Genomic DNA, 19900 nt, shown 5'->3' on the forward strand with positions numbered 1-19900 from the left:
CTACTAATATAAGAATCCGAAAAGCCACAAAGGTATTTTATTTCCTGAACCTATCAATAAATCATCTGCAACAACATAAGAATTAGGAACACCTTCAAGCTGTGAAAAGTCCTTATTCATTCCTCCGATTTCGAATGTAAATTTATCTTCCACTAAGAAATCTCCCTTCTTGCTAAGGTTTACTTGATGATCCACATTAATTTGATTCAGAAAAAAGGTCTCTCTTAATGTACCAATATTCACATTGCGCTGCGACAAAAAAGATAAGTTACAATTCTGAAGATAGATTTTCCCAGGCTTACTCAGGGCCGAATATGACTTCCCAGCATCCCAAAGCAGATTCAATATCGATGCCTTTTCTAAGTAATGAAGATAGGATGTCAATGTTGCTCTATTCAATTCCAGGCTTCCAGCCAACTTAGAAATATTAGGCTGGTAAGGTACTTGAGTACTTAGTATATAGATCAATTTCCTAACCTTTGCAACCTTAGAAATATCGGTATTCATCAAATAAGGAATATCACTTTCCAGAATCAGATTCAACACATTCCCTAACTTCTTATGGTAGTTCTGCTTGCCTTCCAAGTAAAAAGGATAATATCCATACTTAACATAATCCGAAAGCAACATGGTCGGCTTAATTTCCTTCACGATGTCATGTGCAATATCGACATGATAATCCATGATATCCCATAGACTACATCTTTGATAATTAGAATTATTTTCAATGTTGATGTACTCTCTAAATGATAAACCAGGAATATTAACCGTTATACTTCTTCTACTCAGATCAGCATTTCCTTGTTGTACTTCTAGAATAGAAGATCCAGAAGCGACCACTGAATAAGGTTTTAACTTGTCATATATATTTTTTAGTTCGATGCTCCAATTCTCGTATTTATGAATTTCATCGATAAATAAGTGTGTGCCTCCACTATTAAAATGGTACTTAGCAATGTCAATTAATTTGTATTGAGAGACGACTAAGTCATCCATAGAGATGTAAAGTGCCCTTGGGTCAGTGCCAAATTTCTCCTTTATGTGTTGCAAAATCAAAGTTGTCTTCCCAACACCACGAGGTCCCAAAATAAAGGTAAGCCGATCATTCCAGTCAATATCATCAATAATTAACCGTCTAAATCTGGGATTTAGAAATGCGAGTGAGTTTTGATGCTCGGTTAATACATTTTCCATATTTGCTTGTTGCATTACACAAATATATAGATTTTTGCTTAGTGCAGCAAGCACAAATAGCATAATCGCTTATTACAACAAGCAATTATAGTATATTTTGCTTATTGCAATAAGCATTTTTAATATTTTTTGCTTATTAGACTAAGCATTATATAATTTTAAGTTTATTAAGCTAAACAAGTTAGGTCAATTAAAGTCTGAATAAAAAAACCTCCTACTCATTAATTATCCTTAATTTTACATCACAAATCCAATCCATTGAGCAAGATCGCCTTTAAGGTTAAGAAGCAAGCAGAGAAATCTATTCTACAAGGTCATCCTTGGGTTTATGAAAATTCTATCGTCAAGCAAAACAAGGAAGGCAAGGCTGGAGACATCGCAGTCATTTTCGATCAAAGACGAAATCAGTTATTGGCGATCGGACTTTATGATCCACAGTCTGTCATTCGAATTAGAATCCTGCATAAAGGAAGTCCTGCAAACATCAATAAGGAATTCTTCAAAACAAAATTTAAAAGCGCACTTGACAAAAGAGGACCATTACTTTCGACGGAAACAACTGCTTTTCGATTAATCTACGGTGAAAACGATGGCTTAGCAGGATTGATCATAGATATCTATAATGGGATTGCAGTTGTGAAATTATATTCTGAAGTTTGGTTTCCATTTTTAGAAATGTTCCAAAGCATTCTAAGAGAACTACTCGATGTCTCAACAGTAATCTTACGATTGAATCGAATTCTCCAGCAGGCTAAAACTCCATTGAAAAATGGAGATGTTATCGGAGCAGCTTTAGAATCTGAAGAAGTTATTTTTACAGAACATGGATTGAAGTTTAAGGCCAATTTAATAAAAGGACACAAAACGGGATATTTCCTTGACCACAGACATAATCGGCTAAAAGTAAGGCATCTTTCTAAGGGCAAGCGTGTATTAGACATTTTTGCTTATGCCGGTGGGTTCAGTGTCAATGCACTTGCAGGTGGAGCGACTGAAGTAGTAAGCATAGATATCAGTGAGCAGGCATTAGCAATTGCTAAAGAAAATGCAAAGTTGAATTTTGAAAACCCACCTCATGTCACCATGGCGGTTGATGCATTTATAGGTATAAAGGAATTGCGTGCTGATGATCGTAGATTTGATCTGGTTATTGTAGATCCACCATCATTTGCTAAAAGTGAAGCTCAGATTCCAGGTGCAATAAAAAGCTATGATCGATTGGTTAGAGAGGTTTTGCCATTGGTTGCTAAAGGAGGAATTCTATTGATGGCAAGTTGTTCCAGCCGAATCGACAAAGAGACTTTTTACGATTTAGTCACCACAAATGTGGCGGATAACAATCGAAAATATAAAATTCTAGAAAAAACCGCTCACGACATCGACCACCCTGAAGGCATCAAAGAACTTTCGTACTTGAAATCGATATACCTTCAGTTGGATTAGAAAAAATTAACCGTATCACCTTAAATGACCCTCTGAATGTTTTTTTGACTTATACGTATCTTGATGACAGCACTTTTTCTGTGATGTCAGCAATTTTGATAGAGTAAAATATATAACTTCCATGATCATTGATAGGCTGACTAGAGGTCAGACCATCAGATCATTCTACAAAAAAATCTCCACTATCCACTAACACCTATCACCTATCACCTATCACCTTTCACCTTTCACCTAATCTAACTTTTCTGATAAACCCTTACATAATCCACCTCCATTTGGGCAGGAAGCGACTCTGGATCTATGCCTTCACGGCCACCCCAATTACCTCCATAAGCGATATTAAGAATCATATGAAATGGCTGATCGAAAGGCCATGCTTCTGACCCCGATTGCTCATTATCATATCGAAAAATTTCCAGGTCATCCACATAAAATCTTAATTGATTTTCTTCCCACTCTAAAATATAGTTGTGAAAAGTATCTTGAGCATCAGTTAACCTAACGCCTCCATTCTTATGCGTATTCTTTAAGTGATTATACTTCAGTGTATGTATGGTTCCTATTAGAGAATCTGGATCAAAACCAACGTTCTCTAGAATATCAATTTCACCACTATGTGGCCATCCCTTATACCTCTTTTCACTTGGAAGCATCCAGATCGCAGACCAAACACCTTTACCTTTCGGCAATTTCGCCCTCGTTTCAAACCGTCCATATTGCCAGTCACCCTTTCCTTTCGAAACTAATCTAGCTGAAGAATAATCTCTAGTCTCATATTTTTCTTGATGAACCTCGATAGTCAATTTCCCGTTATCAACTCTAGCATTCTCCGATCTCTTTTCAGTGTAATATTGAAGTTCATTGTTTCCCCATCCACACCCAGCAGGCTTATCACATGAATCACCTACATCATAAGACCATTTCGTCGAATCAGGTAAACCCTCATAGTCGAATTCATCAGACCAAACCAACTCCCATGAAGCTTCAGTATTTTCAACTATATCCTTAATTGATTCTTGTTTTTCAACACACTTCGTAAAAAGCATAAGTGTGGCTATCAATAAAAAGCTCATTCTTACAATCATTGTTATTATTTTTATTGATAAACTCTTACATAATCTACTAACATCCTTTGCGGGAAGACAGTAGTCTCATTCGGTGACCCTGGCCAATCCCCTCCAACAGCAACATTGAAAATAAAGAAAAATTCTTCATTGAATGGCCATGCATATTCTCCTAGATCTGCTGGTCTTATAATATGAAAAGATTTACCATCTACTAACCACTCAAGATAATCCTCTCTCCAAATCATAGAAAAAACATGAAATTCCTCGCTAAACTTTTTACCACCAGAAAGAAATGTCGATTTAGTCAATGAGCCTTTATCACCAGGACTATTTCCGAAATGTGCTGTCCCATGTGCTATCTTAGGTTGACTACCGATTAATTCCATAATGTCTATTTCACCACATTTGGGCCAATCTACTTCTTGAAAATTCCCTCCAAGCATCCACAGTGCAGGCCATATACCTTTCCCTTCCGGCAACTTAGCACGGATATCAATACGACCGTATTTCATTTCGTACTTGTCTTCAGTTTTCATTCTTGCCGAAGTGTAATTGCTTCCCTCAAAGTTTTCCTCTTTTGCTTCTATGAATAAATAACCAGCACTTACAAAGCTATTTTTAGCGTTATCAGTATAATTTTGCAACTCATTATTCCCCCAACCATTGTTTCCTGTTTCATGTGTCCAATAATCCGAATTGATATCATTCCCTAAGAAATCATCCTCCCACACACGCTCAAGTCCTTGATAGCTACTAGGCGCATCATATCCAGATCCATCTATTACAATCTCTGAATCATCATTTACAATAGTTAAGATTGCTTCTGTATTCAACAGCTCTCCATAAAGTGGTTCCGAAAGTTGAATCCTAAATTTTTCATCTTGCTCTGAAACGATGTCATCTATAATATCTACATCAATCTGAACGACCGTGTCACCTGGAGAAAACATCACTTCTCCTTTTGCAGATACAAAGTCTAAACCTGCTTCAGCACTTTTATTTTCCATTTCAAGTAATTCGTACTTTACAGAAACAGGACTTGTATAAGCCCACGTTAGTCCAATCGAAATTGTTGCTGCTTCATTTTCAGCAAAAGAAGTATCGACAACCTTTATTCTAGGAAATTGAACAATATCGGTGATGGTTTCTTCTTTATCACAAGCAGAAGCTATCAATATTAATAGGAATATATATAAGGTATTCTTCATTGTTTTTTTATTTATTCGGCACTAAAAAAGGTAAGAGTAAACCAACCAGTAGACCCCGTTCCGTCACATGGTTTATTAGGCGCTAATAAGACCATTTTTGTCTCACTTATCTCAAATACATCATAAGTAGGCCCTGAATCTTCAACTCCCATAAAAATTCCGTCTATAGAGATTCTATCCAATCCTTGCTCTCCTGAACCTGCAGAAAAAGACCAATTAATTTCAGCTGGTATTGGAAAATCATCTACATCAATGTAGCCTTGGCAAGCTGAAAAAGACGCTCCTCCATTGTTGTATTCTAGCGTTCCATCCTCATTAAAACACCACCTGTCATCTGCTTGATTATCCGTGATGTCAGGTGAAGAGTACCATTCGCTTGAAAAAGGCGTAGGCCCTATAACCACACTTCCTGGCTCCCCTGACAAACGCCAGCACTTAGTCGAGCAATCTTCATTTAACATTGCAAATTGGCATCCAGCAATATCTTGTTCAACAATAACCTCTTTCGAACTCACAGCAGTACCACTTCCGTCTGATGAAGAAACGTGCAACTTAATACCATAAGTCCCTTTCTTCGTAAACTGGACAGTATCCGACACCAACTTACTAGTCTGTGGAATACCATTCTGAAACTCCCATAACCTTGTAAAACTTCCACTTGACAAATCTGTAACAACAAAACTATTTGGATCGCCATCTACTTCTTCGATTGTAAAATCAGGCTTACTCGGCAGATCGCCTTCTAAACCATAATCTATATTTTTAGCACATGAAATCGTCATCGTTAAAATGACAATACTCCAGATTATTTTTTTCATATCTTTCATATTAATATCCAGGATTTTGTGAATAAACGCCATTCGACTTTGTTATCTCGAATTCAGGTATAGGAAATATTTCATGAACTCCTTTCACAAATCCATCCAATTCCGCTTCTGCTCGATCTGTTCTAACTAAATCATGAAATCGATGCCCTTCCATTCCTAACTCCACTCTACGTTCGTGATATATATTTTCTAAAGTTGCTTCTACTTCTTCCAAGCCAACTCTAGATCTAACTTGATTTAACGCAGTCTTTGCCGTTTCCAAATCACCAGTGTGAAAAGCAGATTCCGCAAGCATTAATAATACATCAGCATATCTTATCACCCTATCATTCATACCACCATTCGGAGCCGCATCACCGAAAGGTGCTTCTTCTGACTTATTGTTGAATGCTTTTCTATTGTAGTAGTTGTGTGGAAATCCACCAGTTGCATCTTTAGTAAATATGCCTCTATCTCCCATTTGATCTCCTTCTCTAAAAACAGTGAATGGCAACCTAGGATCATCTCCAAATTCATCTACTAAATCTTGAGTAGGAATATTAAAACCGAAGCCTTCAAATTGCCCCCTAGCTCTTTGGAAAATATTAGAAAACGTCCCTTCATTCGCATTATTGCGTCCCCAGTTGCCACCCGATGCATTCATGTACTGAATTTCGAAGATGGAGCCTGAACTATTTTCTCCAGCTTCTGTAAATATGTATCCATAATCTGATTCTAGAGCATATTCTCCGGAATTCACAATTGCTTCAGCTGCTGATTTTGCTTCCGCATATTTCTTTTGATAAAGGTATGACTTCGTTAATAAGGCTCCAGCCGCTCCTTTCGTGATTCGCCCTAAATCAGAAGCACTATATGCACTCTTTACAGGTAAAGCATTTATAGCATCTTGCAAATCTTTTTCAATAAACGGCCATAATTCTGCTGGCGAACTCTGTGGAGTTGCATATTCTGACGGTGCTAAGACTCGATCTACTAAAGGAACATTTCCGAAAATCACCACCAGATTGTAATGAAACCATGCTCTAATAAACTTAGCTTCGCCCAATATCCTATTTTTGAGTTGCTCGTCCATTTCGATACCAGGAACCTTTTCCAAAACTTTATTAGCTCTATAGATCCCTTCATAATTCGCTTCCCATTCAGCCTGTAAATACTCTGTATTCGTTGGGCCTTCGAAATCTTCTAATTGCTTCAAAGTAAATTGATCATTATCTCCTTCTCCTCCTTTCTCAGAGTCATCCGACATAATATCGCCCCAGAACCATCTGAAATGCCCCGCAGGTGTTAATTCAAATTGTAGTGTTGCATATGCAGCATTGATCGCCGCAATGGCATCATCCTCGTTCTTGTAAAAACCTTCTTCTACTTCACCCACTAGTGGTTCTTTTTCTAGAAACCCTTTAGAGCAAGACAAAAAAGAAAAAAGTATCAGTACCGCTGAAATATATTTTACTTGTTTCATATTATAATGTTAATTGTAAGCCCGCTAAAACCGTTCTTGACGAAGGATAAAAACCTCTATCAATTCCTATTTCCAGTGAACCTCGATTACCAATTTCAGGATCAAATCCTGAATAATTTGTAAAGGTTAGCAAGTTCTGTCCTGAAACATAAAATCTCAGTTTAGATACATTAACCTTATTCAACAATGACGCTGGCAATGAATATCCTAATTGAATATTCTTTAATCTTAGATACGAGCCATCTTCGATAAATCGATCTGAAACTCTATTATTATTATTCGGATCCGAAATACTAACCTTCGGTTCAAAATTAGAAGTTCCTGGACCCGTCCATCTCTCTAAAATAGATGCCGGCCTGTTTCCTCCTATCTTATCATATCTTACAGAAGCGTTGAAAATTTCATTTCCGTAAACCCCTTGGAAGAAACCAGAAAAGTCAAACCCTTTATAGTTAACACTTCCATTAAATCCATAAATCATGTCTGGTGAAGGATTTCCGATGTAGGTTTTATCTTCATCATTGATGACATTATCATTATTTAGATCTTTAAATCGGACATCTCCAGGACTTGTATTTGCATTTTGGAAAGCAGCTGATGCCACTTCCTCTGCAGTTTGAAATATCCCATCTGTTTCATAGCCAAAGAAGGAAGCAATAGGATGCCCAATGTCTGTTTTCGAAACAGCCCCTTGAACAAAGGTATTTCCCGAGAAAGTAGGATCTCCGCCTCCGAGAAAAACAACTTCGTTTTTCAGAAAGGAAACATTTCCTCCGATTTCATAGCCAACCTCATTTATTGCTCCTCGATGCTGAGCTAAAAACTCAATTCCAGAATTTCTAATTTCACCGATGTTCCGAGTCGGCGCTGATGCACCTACGATACCTGGAATCGGTGCATTGTATAACATATCTTTCGTGTCCTTGATATATACATCAGAACTTAGGTATAATTTCCCATCCCATAATTCGACATCTACTCCAAGGTTACTTTGAATAGTTGTCTCCCACTGAAGATCAGGATTAGCAACAGTTAATGCGATGGCTCCATTTGTGATGTTTTGACCTGGGCCGAAAGTGTAATTCTGCCCATTTAACACCACGGAAGTAAAGCCATAATTTCCGATTCTATCGTTTCCATTTTTTCCCCAACTTGCTCTAAGTTTTAAAAGACTGATCGCGCTTACATTGAAAAATTCTTCTCGGTTGATCACCCATCCAGCTGAAACCGATGGAAAATATCCAAACCTTTTGTTCGCTCCGAACTTAGAGGAACCATCAGCTCTGAAAGAGGCTGTTAATAAATAACGATCTTTGAAATCATAGTTAACTTTAGAAATGTAACTGAAGAATGTGTATTCATCAGCGGATTCATATGCAGACTGAGATCCTATCGGATCTACGGTATTAGAGATATACGCATCGTCTGGATCGTTAGAAGGTAGATTGGTATTCGCCCCACCACTATATTCACCTCTATTATAATTAGCGGAAGTTCCAAATACAATTCCGATCTTGTGCTCTCCAAATGTATCATTATAGAATCCTAAATTTTCCCACTGCCAATTCTTCCAAGTATTATGACCGATAGAAACAGAGTTGACATTATTTTTTTCGGCTGTCGGTGCATCATTCGGACCTATTCCAAGATCAAAAAGAGGATTAAATCCATTGGCAACCGCGAAAGTAGCATCGACACTATAAGTAGATCTAAATTTCAGCTTATCGGAAAATTTAATTTCACCGTAAGTAGACCCAACTACTCGATTAGCTAGATATCTATTATAGGTATTTTCTATAGCATTCACTGGATTTCTTATATCGGTATCTACAAAATCAGAATAGGCATAAGTTCCATCAGGCTTCGTGACTGGTGTCAATGGATCCATATTTAAAGCCTGGATGATCGGAGAAGTGAATTCATTATTTTCAGGCAGGGTATTCCTAGAAAAATTAGTGAATCCAATATTCGCTCCGATTTTCATCCATGGCTTAACGTCGTATGACATGACTGCTCTTGCAGTGTATCTTTTAAATCTTGCTTTATCTAATCCTACCACACCATCTTGTAAGAAGTATCCACCAGAAAGACCAACATTGAACCCTTCTCCACCGCCATTCATACTTAAGTTATGACTTAGAATCGGAGCATTCTGGAAAATGGCTTCTTGCCAGTCTGTACCTTCATTAAATATGGAAGGGTCTTGTAAATTCACAAAAGGTGCTGAGCCCGAATTGATGTAGGACTCATTAGAAATAACTGCGTATTCTCTGGCATTTAATAAATCTAGTTTATTTGAAATGGCTTGATTTCCGTAGTAAGTATCATATGAAATGGTTCCACCTTGTTTCTTAGAGCCAGTTTTAGTGGTCACAAGAACAACACCATTAGCGGCTCTTGCTCCATAAATAGCTGCTGATGCAGCATCTTTCAAAACACTAATATTTTCGATGTCATTCGGGTTCAAGAAATCCATTCCTTCCACGATGACCCCATCCACAACGTAAAGTGGATCACTATTCGTTATGGTTCCTGTTCCTCTTACTCTTACGGTAAGGGCACTTCCAGGTGAACCTGAGTTTTGTGTAATCTGTACGCCAGCAGTTCTCCCTTGAATGGCTTGTTCTATTCTCAGAACTGGTGTAGATGCAATTTCTTCAGCTGAAACGGTAGAAACCGCACCACTGATATTACTTCTTTTTTGGGTTCCATAGCCTACTACGACTACTTCATCCATAAGATTAGCATTTTCAGATAAAGTAACTTGAATTTCACTCAATCCATTCAAACTAATCTCTTGTTCTTGCATTCCTATGTAGGAAACGATAATCGATGTATTCTTATCCGAAACTTCGAGGCTGAAGCTTCCATCTATATCGGTAATTGTCCCTGTCGATGTTCCTTTTTCCAGGACATTGGCACCAATTAAGGTGATCCCTTCTGTGTCGAAAACGGTTCCTTTGATAGTATGTTGACTATACACAGAATCGAAAGTAAAGACAATAAGAATTATGAGAGTGATCTTAAGCAAGATCATCTTGTTTTTATTAAATACCATACTTAAAATAAGACTTCGTTGATAAAAATTCCCGGAATTGAAGCACTCAATTCCGGGACTATTCGCTATCTATTAACAATCATCTTTTTAATTCCGAAACTTGTAGGAGTATCGACTCTTACAAAGTATACGCCAGGGCTCATGCCTTGGACATTGATGATTCTTTCCATCTCATGATTTGAGATTGCATTTCTTGAAAGTAGTTGACCATTTACGTTAAGAATAGAAATGGTTTTGTCTTCGCTATTATTCCAGTTAATTCTAACGAAATCGTTAGAGACGTTCGGGTTAATAGAGAATAATGTTTCATTAAAACTTAAATCGTTCACACCGGAAGTTAACTCACAAGAGTTAAAAATGTAGCTCACTAAAACAGTATCTTTTTCTTCCATTAAAAGAACTCTATTAATGAATTCTCCAGTCGGATCTGTTATGTTACAATCACCTTCCGTTTCGAAAGATTCATATGCTCCAGAGTTTACAAATTTATATTCCACAATTGCAGAAGGTAATTCAACAGTTACCGTGTATATTCCATCACCATCTTCATCCGTCATCGGTGTTGCATCTGGAGACCAACCATTAATTAACTGACCAGATAAAAATACACCATTTTCTCCTACAGTCTCTGCATTCATATCAACAATAAAAGTTGCCATATATTTTTCTGCAGCATCAGAACAAGTTCCGTCTGTAGAACATTCTCCGAAACAAGTGCTGATCACTGTATCAACAAAAACAGAATCTAAAGATCTATCATTAAATTCACCAACAGCACAATCTTGACCCGCTATCTGCTCTTTACAATTCCAATCAGGTAAACAAATACCGTTAATGAAAGTATAAGCAGTTGTGAAACCTAATTCTCTTTCGATCGTAATAGAGTATATTCCGTCACCATCAGGATCTGTCATTGCAGGTAGATCACCATGTCCAAAATAAGCACCTCCAGCAACATAAACGCCTTCACTACTCACTTCTTCATTAGTCATATTTACATTCCAAGTAATATTTACTGATGCTCCACAATCGTAGCAGCTCTCATAACATACAGGTCCAACAGAAGTAGATCCAGAGACCGTAATAAAACGGTTAGTAAATGTTCCATCATCATTAATGGTTGTTTTAGTACAAACATCACTTCCATCGAATTGCTCACTACTTGTCCAATTATCAAGGGTGAATTTATATTCATAAGGGCCATTAGCAAGCGCTAAAGTAGTTATCCATATTCCATCTCCATCTTCATCTGTCATCGGATTAGATTCTCCAGACCAACCATTAAAATCACCACTTACATATACCGTCGTAAAAGTGTCAGTATAGTTATTCATATTCACCTCAAATGTAACGTCATTCGTGCCAGCTGATATAGGTGATATCTGAATGATATTATCAATGTAAGATGTATCATTCTTTCCTTCGGGAGCAACTCCGAAATCTGTAAAAAGTACTAACTGACCGTAAATATGCCCTGCTGCAGCTTCGAACGGATCTTCAATTCCAGGATTAGCAACATCAACACAAACCGTCTGCCAAGTGTTTATTTCTGTATTCTCAACCGTATTTAACCAAATTGGTCCTTCTGTCGAGCTAGCCTCAAGCTTGAAACCTATGTTTCCGATATGATCAAAATAGACATCAGCACAAATCTGCCCTCCATTCACTACATCAATAGGAATAGAAGGTGGAGGACTTGCATAAGCACCAGCCCATGTCATTGCTCCATCAGGCTTTACCAATTGGATAACATTCGGAGAATCATTAACATCAGTTGGATCTGGGTTAGCTACAATATGCGCCGTATCTCCGTCAATAGAACTTCCAAAATATTTATAATATGTTGTAGTTTCTGGAGTTTCCCAGTCAAAAATCACTCTCGTCATAACTGTCGCTGGAGAGTCACAACTTCCAAAAAAGTGAATAGGCAAAACGATATCACCTGGAACCACTTCAATAAAGCGGTTCGTAAATTCTCCATCAGTTACAGTACATGAACTTCCATCTGCAAGCGATTCGAAGTCACCCGAGTTAACAAACTTATACCTAACTGGACCAGCAGGCAAAGAAACAGTAACTTCCCAAACACCATCACCATCTTCATCTGTCATCGGTGTTGCATCTGCACTCCAATTATTGATAGAATCTCCAGCTAGAAACATACCACTTTCTCCAACAGTTAACTCATTCGCATCTACACGAAATGTAACGTTGCTGCTTCCATCTGAACCTTCATAGGTAATATTATCCAAGTAAGTAATTACATCCTCTGTTCCTGCAGCTAATAAGAAATCTGGAAAAAATACAATTGCATTATAGATATTCCCAGCTGCTGGTGCCATATTATCCTCTATAGAATTCGCATCATAATCAAAACATAGAGTCTCCCATTCGTTAACTTTAGTATTTGCAACTGTTGTGTTCCAATTATCAGTGTCAGTAGTTGACCCTTCTAATTTAACTGACAAAGTACCAATGTGATCAAAATATGCATCTATGCAAATTTTACCACCAGCTGTAGCATTTATAGGAGCTAGCAATTCCGTCGTTGAAACGGCCCCTGCCCATGTGTCGGAATTAGCAGCCCTTGTAAAAGCAAGAACGTTTTCTGAAGCATTTCCAGTCATATCTGGATTAGCAACTGTAGGAACAGGCTCGCCATCTAGAGAACTGGCAAAGTATTTAAAACCAAGTGAAGTCCCTTCGGTTTCATAATCATAAACTATTTGTGCATTTAGTTGCACGGCGCATATTATAGCGCAAAAAAGTAGAATTTTTCTCATACGTATCAATTTAATTTTCACATTCAGTAATTTATCCATTAATTATTAAGTCATTCAAGTACTTGACAAAATAATATGTCACAATATTAAGGAGAATATTTTATATTCACGGTTAATTTATCTACATCAACACTACATCATATAGTTTTCATGACATTTCGACAGATTTTCACAAATACGACGCAAATACTTAATATTCAATTTATTACACGAAATAACTCCTTCATTGTTTTATTAATATTTATACTACACACTTCATTATTACTTTCTCAACAAGAAATTAATGGAAATTACTTGATTCAGAATTATGATCGGATTCAACATCAATTTGGAACTCAAAATTGGGATATAGCAGAACTAGAAAATGGAAGTATTCTTATTGCAAACAACAGTGGTGTTTTAATTTTCAATGGCATTTCATGGAAAATTATTCCCTTACCTAATAAAAGTATCGTTCGATCCATCGCTACAACTCCTTACGATATGATCTTCGTAGGTGGTCAAGATGAAATTGGATTTCTAAAACCTGGCATCGATGGTAATCTAATTTTTCATTCTATTGCTGATAAAATACCTCCTAATTATAAACCATTAGAAGATATATGGGAAATCATATATCATGACGATGTTATTTATTTCAGATCTGTTAATAGAGTTTATGAATACAATCTAATCACGAAAAATGTCTCCGTCATTGATCCCGAACATCCACTCATCTCTATTTTATTCACAAATGACAAATTATATTACCATGATTTATTTAGAGGAATTGTGGAAGTACAAGACACGAACAAGCTTTTTCCGAACTCTGAATTCTTCATGTATAAACAACTGCTAGAAATTATACAGATCGAAAACGAGTATTTCTTCATTACTGAAACAAATGGAATATTTAAATTAGCCAATAATAAATTACGCCCTATTAACAAGGATCTCAATACCTCTCTTGTTCAATCAAGATTATTTAGTGCCTCTAAATTAAATAATAAAGAAATCGCACTAGGGACGCAATTTGATGGCATCCTCATTATCGATACAAACGGGAATGTTATCAATAGGATAAACAAAACGAACGGCCTTATTAATAACAATGTCCAAACCTTACTTCTCGATCATGGAAATAGATTATGGGCAGGGACCTCTAACGGTATTTCAGCCATTGAGATAAATAGCTCTATACGCAAATTGGAACCAGACGATAACAAAAGTAGTAGCTTCTATGATGTGCAACTGCATAAGGATAAGATCTACTTCGCGTCGAATTCAGGTGTTTTCAGTACTCCCCTCTTTACGACTGCTTCTACTCCCAAATATGAGTTCATAGAGAATAGTCAAGGGCAAGTTTGGGGATTAGATGTAATAGGTGATGAGCTCTTTATGGGGCATAACAATGGTGCGTATACCATAGAAAATAATATTGCTAGCAAAATGTCAGAGATACCTGGCGCTTGGAAATTTGTACCTACTTCGAATCCAAATTTCTTATATACTGGAACCTACACTGGCATTGACATCTATAAAAAAGATGCTGGGAAATGGTCATTTTATAAGAAATTAAGTGGATTTAGTGAATCTTCCAGAATCATGTTCACGGTACAGAAGAATGAATTATGGGTTTCTCACCCCTATCGTGGGGTTTATAAAATTACCCATGATGATAACTTCGAGGTTCAAGAAGTAAAAATTTACGATGAAAATGATGGATTACCTTCTAATTTGCTAAACTACATCTTCCATCTTGATGGTATTCCTTATGTAACAGGAAGTACTGGTGTATATCGGTATGATCGAATCTACGATCAATGGATCATCGATGAAGCCATTAATAACCTGCTGGGACCACAGAAAAACGTTCGACGATTAATTGAGATTAATGAAAATGCATTCTGGTTCATCTCCGAAGATGAAGTAGGAATAGTTTCTGGATTAAAAAGTGGGAATCTCAGTAAAAAACTATATCCAGAGCTTGTTGGGCAAACCGTAGGAGGCTTTGAAAATATATCTCTTGTCAATAGTTCATTGGCTTTTGTGTGCACAGACCGAAGTGTTCTGAAAGTTGACATGTCAAAAAACATTGAAGAAGAAATTCCAAAAATTGCCATCAATGAAGTTCGACTAACTGTACCTAAAGATAGTATGCTATTCGGTGGATATAGCACTGAAGAGCGCAAGCTAGTATTCAAACAAAAAGATGAAATAGAACTCAATTACAAACACAATGCCTTGCAATTCACCTTTAGCAATCCATATCATAATGAAAGAACAATGTATGCGGTAAAACTTGAGAAGAGTGAAGAAGGTGATTGGTCACATTGGTCAGAAGCGACCTCTAAAGAGTTTAACAATTTAAAATATGGGAACTATGTTTTCAGTGTTAAAACTAAAGACCAACTAAATGTAGAGAGCGATCCTGCAGTCTACACCTTCGAGATTCTGCCGCCGTGGTACCTTTCATTGTGGGCTAAAACAATATATAGCCTTTTAATCTTAATTGGATTAGCAAGTATCATCATCATTCCACAAAAAAAATACACCAAAGATAAAGAAGTGCTAATAGAAGCTAAGATTCAGTCTGATGAGGCGTTAGAAAAAGTGCGAACTGAAAAATTAAAGGCAGATATAGAATTTAAAAATGCCGAATTAGCTTCTTCTACTTTGCATTTAGTTCAAAAGAATGAAACCATTAATAAGATTCGGTCTGAACTAGAAGCGTTCAATAAAGATCTAAAGGATCGGAATTTGAAAAAAGAATTAAAAAAAGTTCTGTCTCTTGTGAATAGTGATGAACGTATGGAAGATGACTGGGAAAATTTTTCTGCTCATTTCGACCAAGTCCACACGAATTTCTTATCTCGACTCAGTAAGGAGTTTCCAGATATCACGCCTAAAGACCGTAAACTTTGCGCTTATTTAAGAATGAATCTCTCTACTAAGGAAATTGCACCTTTACTCCATATATCAGTTCGTGGTGTAGAGATCAGTCGATATCGATTAAGGAAGAAGCTTAATCTTGACAAAGAGCAAAATCTGAATGACTTCATGATTAATTTTTAGGAATATAAGTCCTCACTAATAGTTCAAAGTGAGCATTAATCTTGCTCCCATATCCACTTCGCAGTCCCACAAAAAAAAGTGGCAAATCAATTAAGATCTACCACTCTTATATTTTAATAAGGTTTACTTCTTATAAGCCATTAAACCACTCTTGGTACTTCTCCCCCATTATTGGTACTAATTTCTCTTCACCATTTAATGCAGCAATTAATCCAATGATCCAAAGCACAAATAATAAAATTCCTCCTACGATATATACGATCCAACCTAGCACTGGAATAATCGCGATGAAACTTACTACGATTAAAGATAGACCAAGCCCTAAAGCTTGTCTAATGTGAAATGAAGCATATGGTTGTTTGTCATTGTTGTTAATAACTAATGCTATTATTGTACCTATTAAGGTCATATATGATATGATTGCGATTGTTTTAGCATCCATTCCTGAGGATTGTGGTGCTGGTCCTGGCGCATTTTCTTGATTCTCCATTTTGTTTTTTAAGTTTTATGATTTATTAAAGATTTGTTTCTATTATATATTAGAAACTAAAAAAGCTTATTTCACTAAAACTATATCTTTTTTTCGAAAGAAACAACTTAGTTTATTAAAATTCAGTCAATAAGAAAATTGAAATTGTACATTTGTGCGCTAACTTCTATCTAAAAAAAGAATTTTAAGAGCATGATTAATCATACACAGGCACACATAGAGGAATTATGGATTCACTATATAGGAAATGCTTCGCAAGAAGAAGGAATCCAATATTGTAATCAAAGTATAGCTGTTCAGACGCAAGAAATAGATGAGTTGTTAAGACAGTATTTCTTTGAAAACTTTAAAGAGCCTGAATTTTTCGCCTTTGATTTCTATGATGGCAACATTGACCTAAATCCTGTGTACAATCATGCGAAGCAAATCTTTATGGAGCCAGAAACTCTGGGTGATCAATCAGTGAGTATTGTGAAATACCTCTATGAAAACTCGAAGCATCCTAATATAAAAGCTGGTGATGTTATGATAGCTTATGTGAAAGAGATTCTAATCGATGACGAACTTGTAGATGGTATCTGTATTTTCAAGTCAGAGAACAAACAGGCATTTCTTAACATTCAGAAAGTCGGACAGAAATATGAAGTCAATCAAAATGAAGGAATTAATCCAGGAAAGATTGATAAAGCTTGTATTATTTTCAATTCGGAAGAAAAAGATGGGTATAAAATATGTGCGCTAGACCACTCTAATAAATCAAAAGAAGCTCAGTTCTGGAAAGAGAAATTCCTAAACATCAAGCAAAGATCAGATGATTACCATCATACTAAAAATTACATTCAGGCAACGAAGGCTTTCGTTACTGAACGAATGCGACCACTTTATGAAATAGATAAAACACAGGAAGCTGAAATCATGAATCATTCTTTAGATTTTCTAAAAAATGAAGAGCAATTAGATCAAGCATCTTTCGATGAAAGAGTTTTCAAAAGCCCTGATGTTATTAACGAGTTCCAATTATTCAAGCTTGATTACCAGCAAGAGAACGGTGTAGAACTTGCAGATCAGTTTGCTGTGAATCCTGCTGCTGTTAAGAATCAATCAAAAGTTTTCAAAAGCATTCTTAAGCTAGACAAGAACTTCCATGTCTATGTTCATGGAAATAGAGACTTGATAGAAAAGGGAACTGATGCTGATGGTCGTAAATATTATAAACTATTCTACGAGGAAGAAAATTAGCGAATCAAAGTGACGTCGCCTGTTATGACTTCATTTTCAACTTCAGGATCTAAAAACTCTAATGTTGCATACCAGATGTAGACACCAGGGTCTAATAATTCACCATTGATGGTGCCATCCCAACCAGCATTTAAATCTTGCGGAGATAGGTTAGACCCAGAGTATACTTGATTCCCCCAACGGTCATAAATATTGAACTGTAATATGCTGCTTACAGAAAAAGCATTTCCTGCGAGGTTGAAAATATCGTTAACTCCGTCATCATTAGGAGAGAAAATATTGGGAGCAAAAAGTGGTCTAATATTTAAAAAATCAAGTGTCACATCATCTGAAACAACACAACCATCACTATCCATCACTGTCAGCGTATAAGTTGTTTCTGAAAATACAGTGACCGTTGGATCTAAACAACTATTCCCACCATCTGGACAAACAATCATATCTGCGGGTGACCAAGAAATCGTCACATCAACAGTAGAATTATGACTCCCATTTAGTTGGTAAGAATCACCTAAAAATTCAACGGTATCGTCTGGACCAGCGTCTACGTTAAGCTCTGTTGCACTTACAATACTCACAGTCCTTGTCACCTCGCATCCTTTACGATCAATTAATCCCACTTCATAATCGCCTATTTCTAGGTCCGAAAAAGTAGTTATGGATTCATAATTTCCACCCATAAAATTATAACTGTATTCTGGAAATCCACCACTTCCTATTATAGTAAATGATCCTTTCTGATCTTCGATACATCCTACATTTTGTTGGTTTACAATTTCTATCGTTACTTCTTCTACATCATCACAACAAGGTTCAACGGTGATCTGCTCTACTTCAGTAATCTTACATCCCAAATCAGAGGTTACTGATAAAACAACAAACTTTTCACCAAAAGTCAGATAAGTAATATCGAAAGGGCCAGCGCCTTCTCCTGTCTGAGGAACAGCATCTTCTCCAAAATTCCATTCATATTTTATAATGTTCCCAGCAACGTTTTCAGAATTATCTACCACCTCGAATAACTTATCACACTTTAATCCAGATACGGGATTAACGACATTATCTACAATGATGGAAAAATCTGGGTCCGGTCCTTGAAATTCAGCATCTCCACCAAAATCCAAGCTTATCCCAACCCCTGTTTCTGTAAAATTATTTATCAATAATCCATAAGCTTTTCCGGCTTCTTGAACAAGAGGGCTTAAGAAATTATCATCTCCTGCAGCACATCCAGGATCTTCTTGTACATCATTAGAACCAACTCGAAGACCCGTAGGTCCAATGCACGAACTGGCCATACATCTTACAACGGTTTTCCCACTAAAATCATCAATTCCATTAGGCAATTCATAGAGTACAAAATCTATATCATCATTAGCATTTAGTGGTGTAATTGCAAATGTTAAACTTCCATTATTCTCTGCTACCCATGTTGTCCAACTAGATTGGTTTTCACTATTCCCTATACCTACATCGAGACAAGAACCTGCTCCTTCATCAGCATCCATTCCACCTCCCGATAGGGTTTGTACAACGAAACCTGTTTTGTCGCACAAGACGGCTGCTGTTTCTGCATCTTGTCCCGGTTCGATCGGTGGGTTGTAATTATTCACACAGATCTGAAATGACCCTACATTGCCTCCGGCGGCTCCCACTCTAATTAAGTATGTAGCACCAACAACTAATTCTGACTTAAATAAGTTAGCAACATCATCACCAACGTCAACTGCAACACATCTTAGAACAGTCAAAGGAGAATCGCTACATGACCCATCCAAAAGAACGACTCTAGGCCTGGTTAAACTTCCTCCGTTATCTCCATTGACAACGATGTTAACTGCCTGCCCTACTGCGGTAAATTTAAACCATAAATCATTCTGAACACCCTCGAAGCATCCTGTCGTTTCAAATTCTGAGCCACCAGCATTAACCGTTGAGAACTCTGTACTAGCTGAACAATATGCAAGTGGATTTACTATTTCGAAGGCAGAAGCGCAATTCACATTCGAAGATTGGCCCCAAGAAGTAAGGACGAAAATATTAAATAGTACAAAAAGTAAAGCTCTATACATATG

At 36.9% G+C, this 19900-nt stretch carries 12 protein-coding genes; 3 read left to right on the plus strand and 9 right to left on the minus strand.

Annotated features, from left to right (window positions below; all coding sequences use genetic code 11):
- Positions 1–3 precede the first annotated feature (3 nt).
- Complete coding sequence (locus L2586_RS03050; protein WP_235291301.1) at positions 4–1209, minus strand: ATP-binding protein; 1206 nt, start codon at positions 1207–1209, stop codon at positions 4–6.
- A gap of 243 nt (positions 1210–1452) precedes the next feature.
- Here L2586_RS03050 and L2586_RS03055 point away from each other — a divergent pair, with 243 nt between their 5' ends.
- On the plus strand, positions 1453–2637 hold the full coding sequence (locus L2586_RS03055; protein ID WP_235291302.1) for a class I SAM-dependent rRNA methyltransferase: 1185 nt from the start codon (positions 1453–1455) through the stop codon (positions 2635–2637).
- Between the two features lie 236 nt (positions 2638–2873).
- Here the strand turns inward: L2586_RS03055 and L2586_RS03060 are convergent, their stop codons facing one another.
- The 6 genes from L2586_RS03060 to L2586_RS03085 all read right to left on the minus strand — a co-directional run bounded on the left by L2586_RS03060 (position 2874) and on the right by L2586_RS03085 (position 13042).
- Positions 2874–3722, minus strand: coding sequence for a glycoside hydrolase family 16 protein (locus L2586_RS03060; RefSeq protein WP_235291303.1), 849 nt, complete (start codon positions 3720–3722; stop codon positions 2874–2876).
- 11 nt (positions 3723–3733) lie between these two features.
- Positions 3734–4912: a family 16 glycosylhydrolase gene (locus tag L2586_RS03065; RefSeq protein ID WP_235291304.1), complete on the minus strand. Its 1179-nt coding sequence runs from the start codon at positions 4910–4912 to the stop codon at positions 3734–3736.
- Positions 4913–4923: 11 nt separating this feature from the next.
- Positions 4924–5730 (minus strand): PKD domain-containing protein, encoded by an 807-nt coding sequence (locus tag L2586_RS03070; RefSeq protein WP_235291305.1) that lies wholly within the window; start codon positions 5728–5730, stop codon positions 4924–4926.
- A gap of 10 nt (positions 5731–5740) precedes the next feature.
- Positions 5741–7201, minus strand: a complete 1461-nt coding sequence (locus L2586_RS03075; protein ID WP_235291306.1) for a RagB/SusD family nutrient uptake outer membrane protein — start codon at positions 7199–7201, stop codon at positions 5741–5743.
- Position 7202: 1 nt separating this feature from the next.
- The gene (locus L2586_RS03080; protein ID WP_235291307.1) at positions 7203–10232 is read right to left on the minus strand and encodes a SusC/RagA family TonB-linked outer membrane protein; all 3030 of its coding nucleotides are present in this window, start codon (positions 10230–10232) and stop codon (positions 7203–7205) included.
- Between the two features lie 92 nt (positions 10233–10324).
- Positions 10325–13042 carry a T9SS type A sorting domain-containing protein gene (locus L2586_RS03085; protein ID WP_235291308.1) on the minus strand — a complete coding sequence of 906 codons (2718 nt, stop codon included), beginning with the start codon at positions 13040–13042 and terminating at the stop codon, positions 10325–10327.
- A gap of 150 nt (positions 13043–13192) precedes the next feature.
- Here L2586_RS03085 and L2586_RS03090 point away from each other — a divergent pair, with 150 nt between their 5' ends.
- Positions 13193–16096, plus strand: a complete 2904-nt coding sequence (locus L2586_RS03090; RefSeq protein ID WP_235291309.1) for a two-component regulator propeller domain-containing protein — start codon at positions 13193–13195, stop codon at positions 16094–16096.
- A 130-nt stretch (positions 16097–16226) separates the two neighbouring features.
- On the opposite strand, the gene L2586_RS03095 is transcribed toward L2586_RS03090, so the two are convergent.
- Positions 16227–16586 carry a DUF4870 domain-containing protein gene (locus tag L2586_RS03095; RefSeq protein WP_235291310.1) on the minus strand — a complete coding sequence of 120 codons (360 nt, stop codon included), beginning with the start codon at positions 16584–16586 and terminating at the stop codon, positions 16227–16229.
- A gap of 192 nt (positions 16587–16778) precedes the next feature.
- Here L2586_RS03095 and L2586_RS03100 point away from each other — a divergent pair, with 192 nt between their 5' ends.
- A complete protein-coding gene (locus L2586_RS03100) occupies positions 16779–17825 on the plus strand; it encodes a nucleoid-associated protein (protein ID WP_235291311.1) in 1047 nt (348 codons plus the stop codon).
- On the opposite strand, the gene L2586_RS03105 is transcribed toward L2586_RS03100, so the two are convergent.
- The gene (locus tag L2586_RS03105; protein WP_235291312.1) at positions 17822–19897 is read right to left on the minus strand and encodes a T9SS type B sorting domain-containing protein; all 2076 of its coding nucleotides are present in this window, start codon (positions 19895–19897) and stop codon (positions 17822–17824) included. The genes L2586_RS03100 and L2586_RS03105 overlap by 4 nt on opposite strands.
- Between the last annotated feature and the right edge of the window lie 3 nt (positions 19898–19900).

The organism is Portibacter lacus (assembly GCF_021533215.1).
GTDB lineage: Bacteria > Bacteroidota > Bacteroidia > Chitinophagales > Saprospiraceae > Portibacter > Portibacter lacus.

What these genes read in the sequence shown, in the direction of transcription:
- L2586_RS03050 (WP_235291301.1), bottom strand. Translation starts at nt 1,209, where the DNA reads ATGCAACAAGCAAATATGGAAAATGTATTAACCGAGCATCAAAACTCA.
- L2586_RS03060 (WP_235291303.1), bottom strand. Translation starts at nt 3,722, where the DNA reads ATGATTGTAAGAATGAGCTTTTTATTGATAGCCACACTTATGCTTTTT.
- L2586_RS03065 (WP_235291304.1), bottom strand. Translation starts at nt 4,912, where the DNA reads ATGAAGAATACCTTATATATATTCCTATTAATATTGATAGCTTCTGCT.
- L2586_RS03070 (WP_235291305.1), bottom strand. Translation starts at nt 5,730, where the DNA reads ATGAAAAAAATAATCTGGAGTATTGTCATTTTAACGATGACGATTTCA.
- L2586_RS03075 (WP_235291306.1), bottom strand. Translation starts at nt 7,201, where the DNA reads ATGAAACAAGTAAAATATATTTCAGCGGTACTGATACTTTTTTCTTTT.
- L2586_RS03085 (WP_235291308.1), bottom strand. Translation starts at nt 13,042, where the DNA reads ATGAGAAAAATTCTACTTTTTTGCGCTATAATATGCGCCGTGCAACTA.
- L2586_RS03090 (WP_235291309.1), top strand. Translation starts at nt 13,193, where the DNA reads ATGACATTTCGACAGATTTTCACAAATACGACGCAAATACTTAATATT.
- L2586_RS03095 (WP_235291310.1), bottom strand. Translation starts at nt 16,586, where the DNA reads ATGGAGAATCAAGAAAATGCGCCAGGACCAGCACCACAATCCTCAGGA.
- L2586_RS03100 (WP_235291311.1), top strand. Translation starts at nt 16,779, where the DNA reads ATGATTAATCATACACAGGCACACATAGAGGAATTATGGATTCACTAT.
- L2586_RS03105 (WP_235291312.1), bottom strand. Translation starts at nt 19,897, where the DNA reads ATGTATAGAGCTTTACTTTTTGTACTATTTAATATTTTCGTCCTTACT.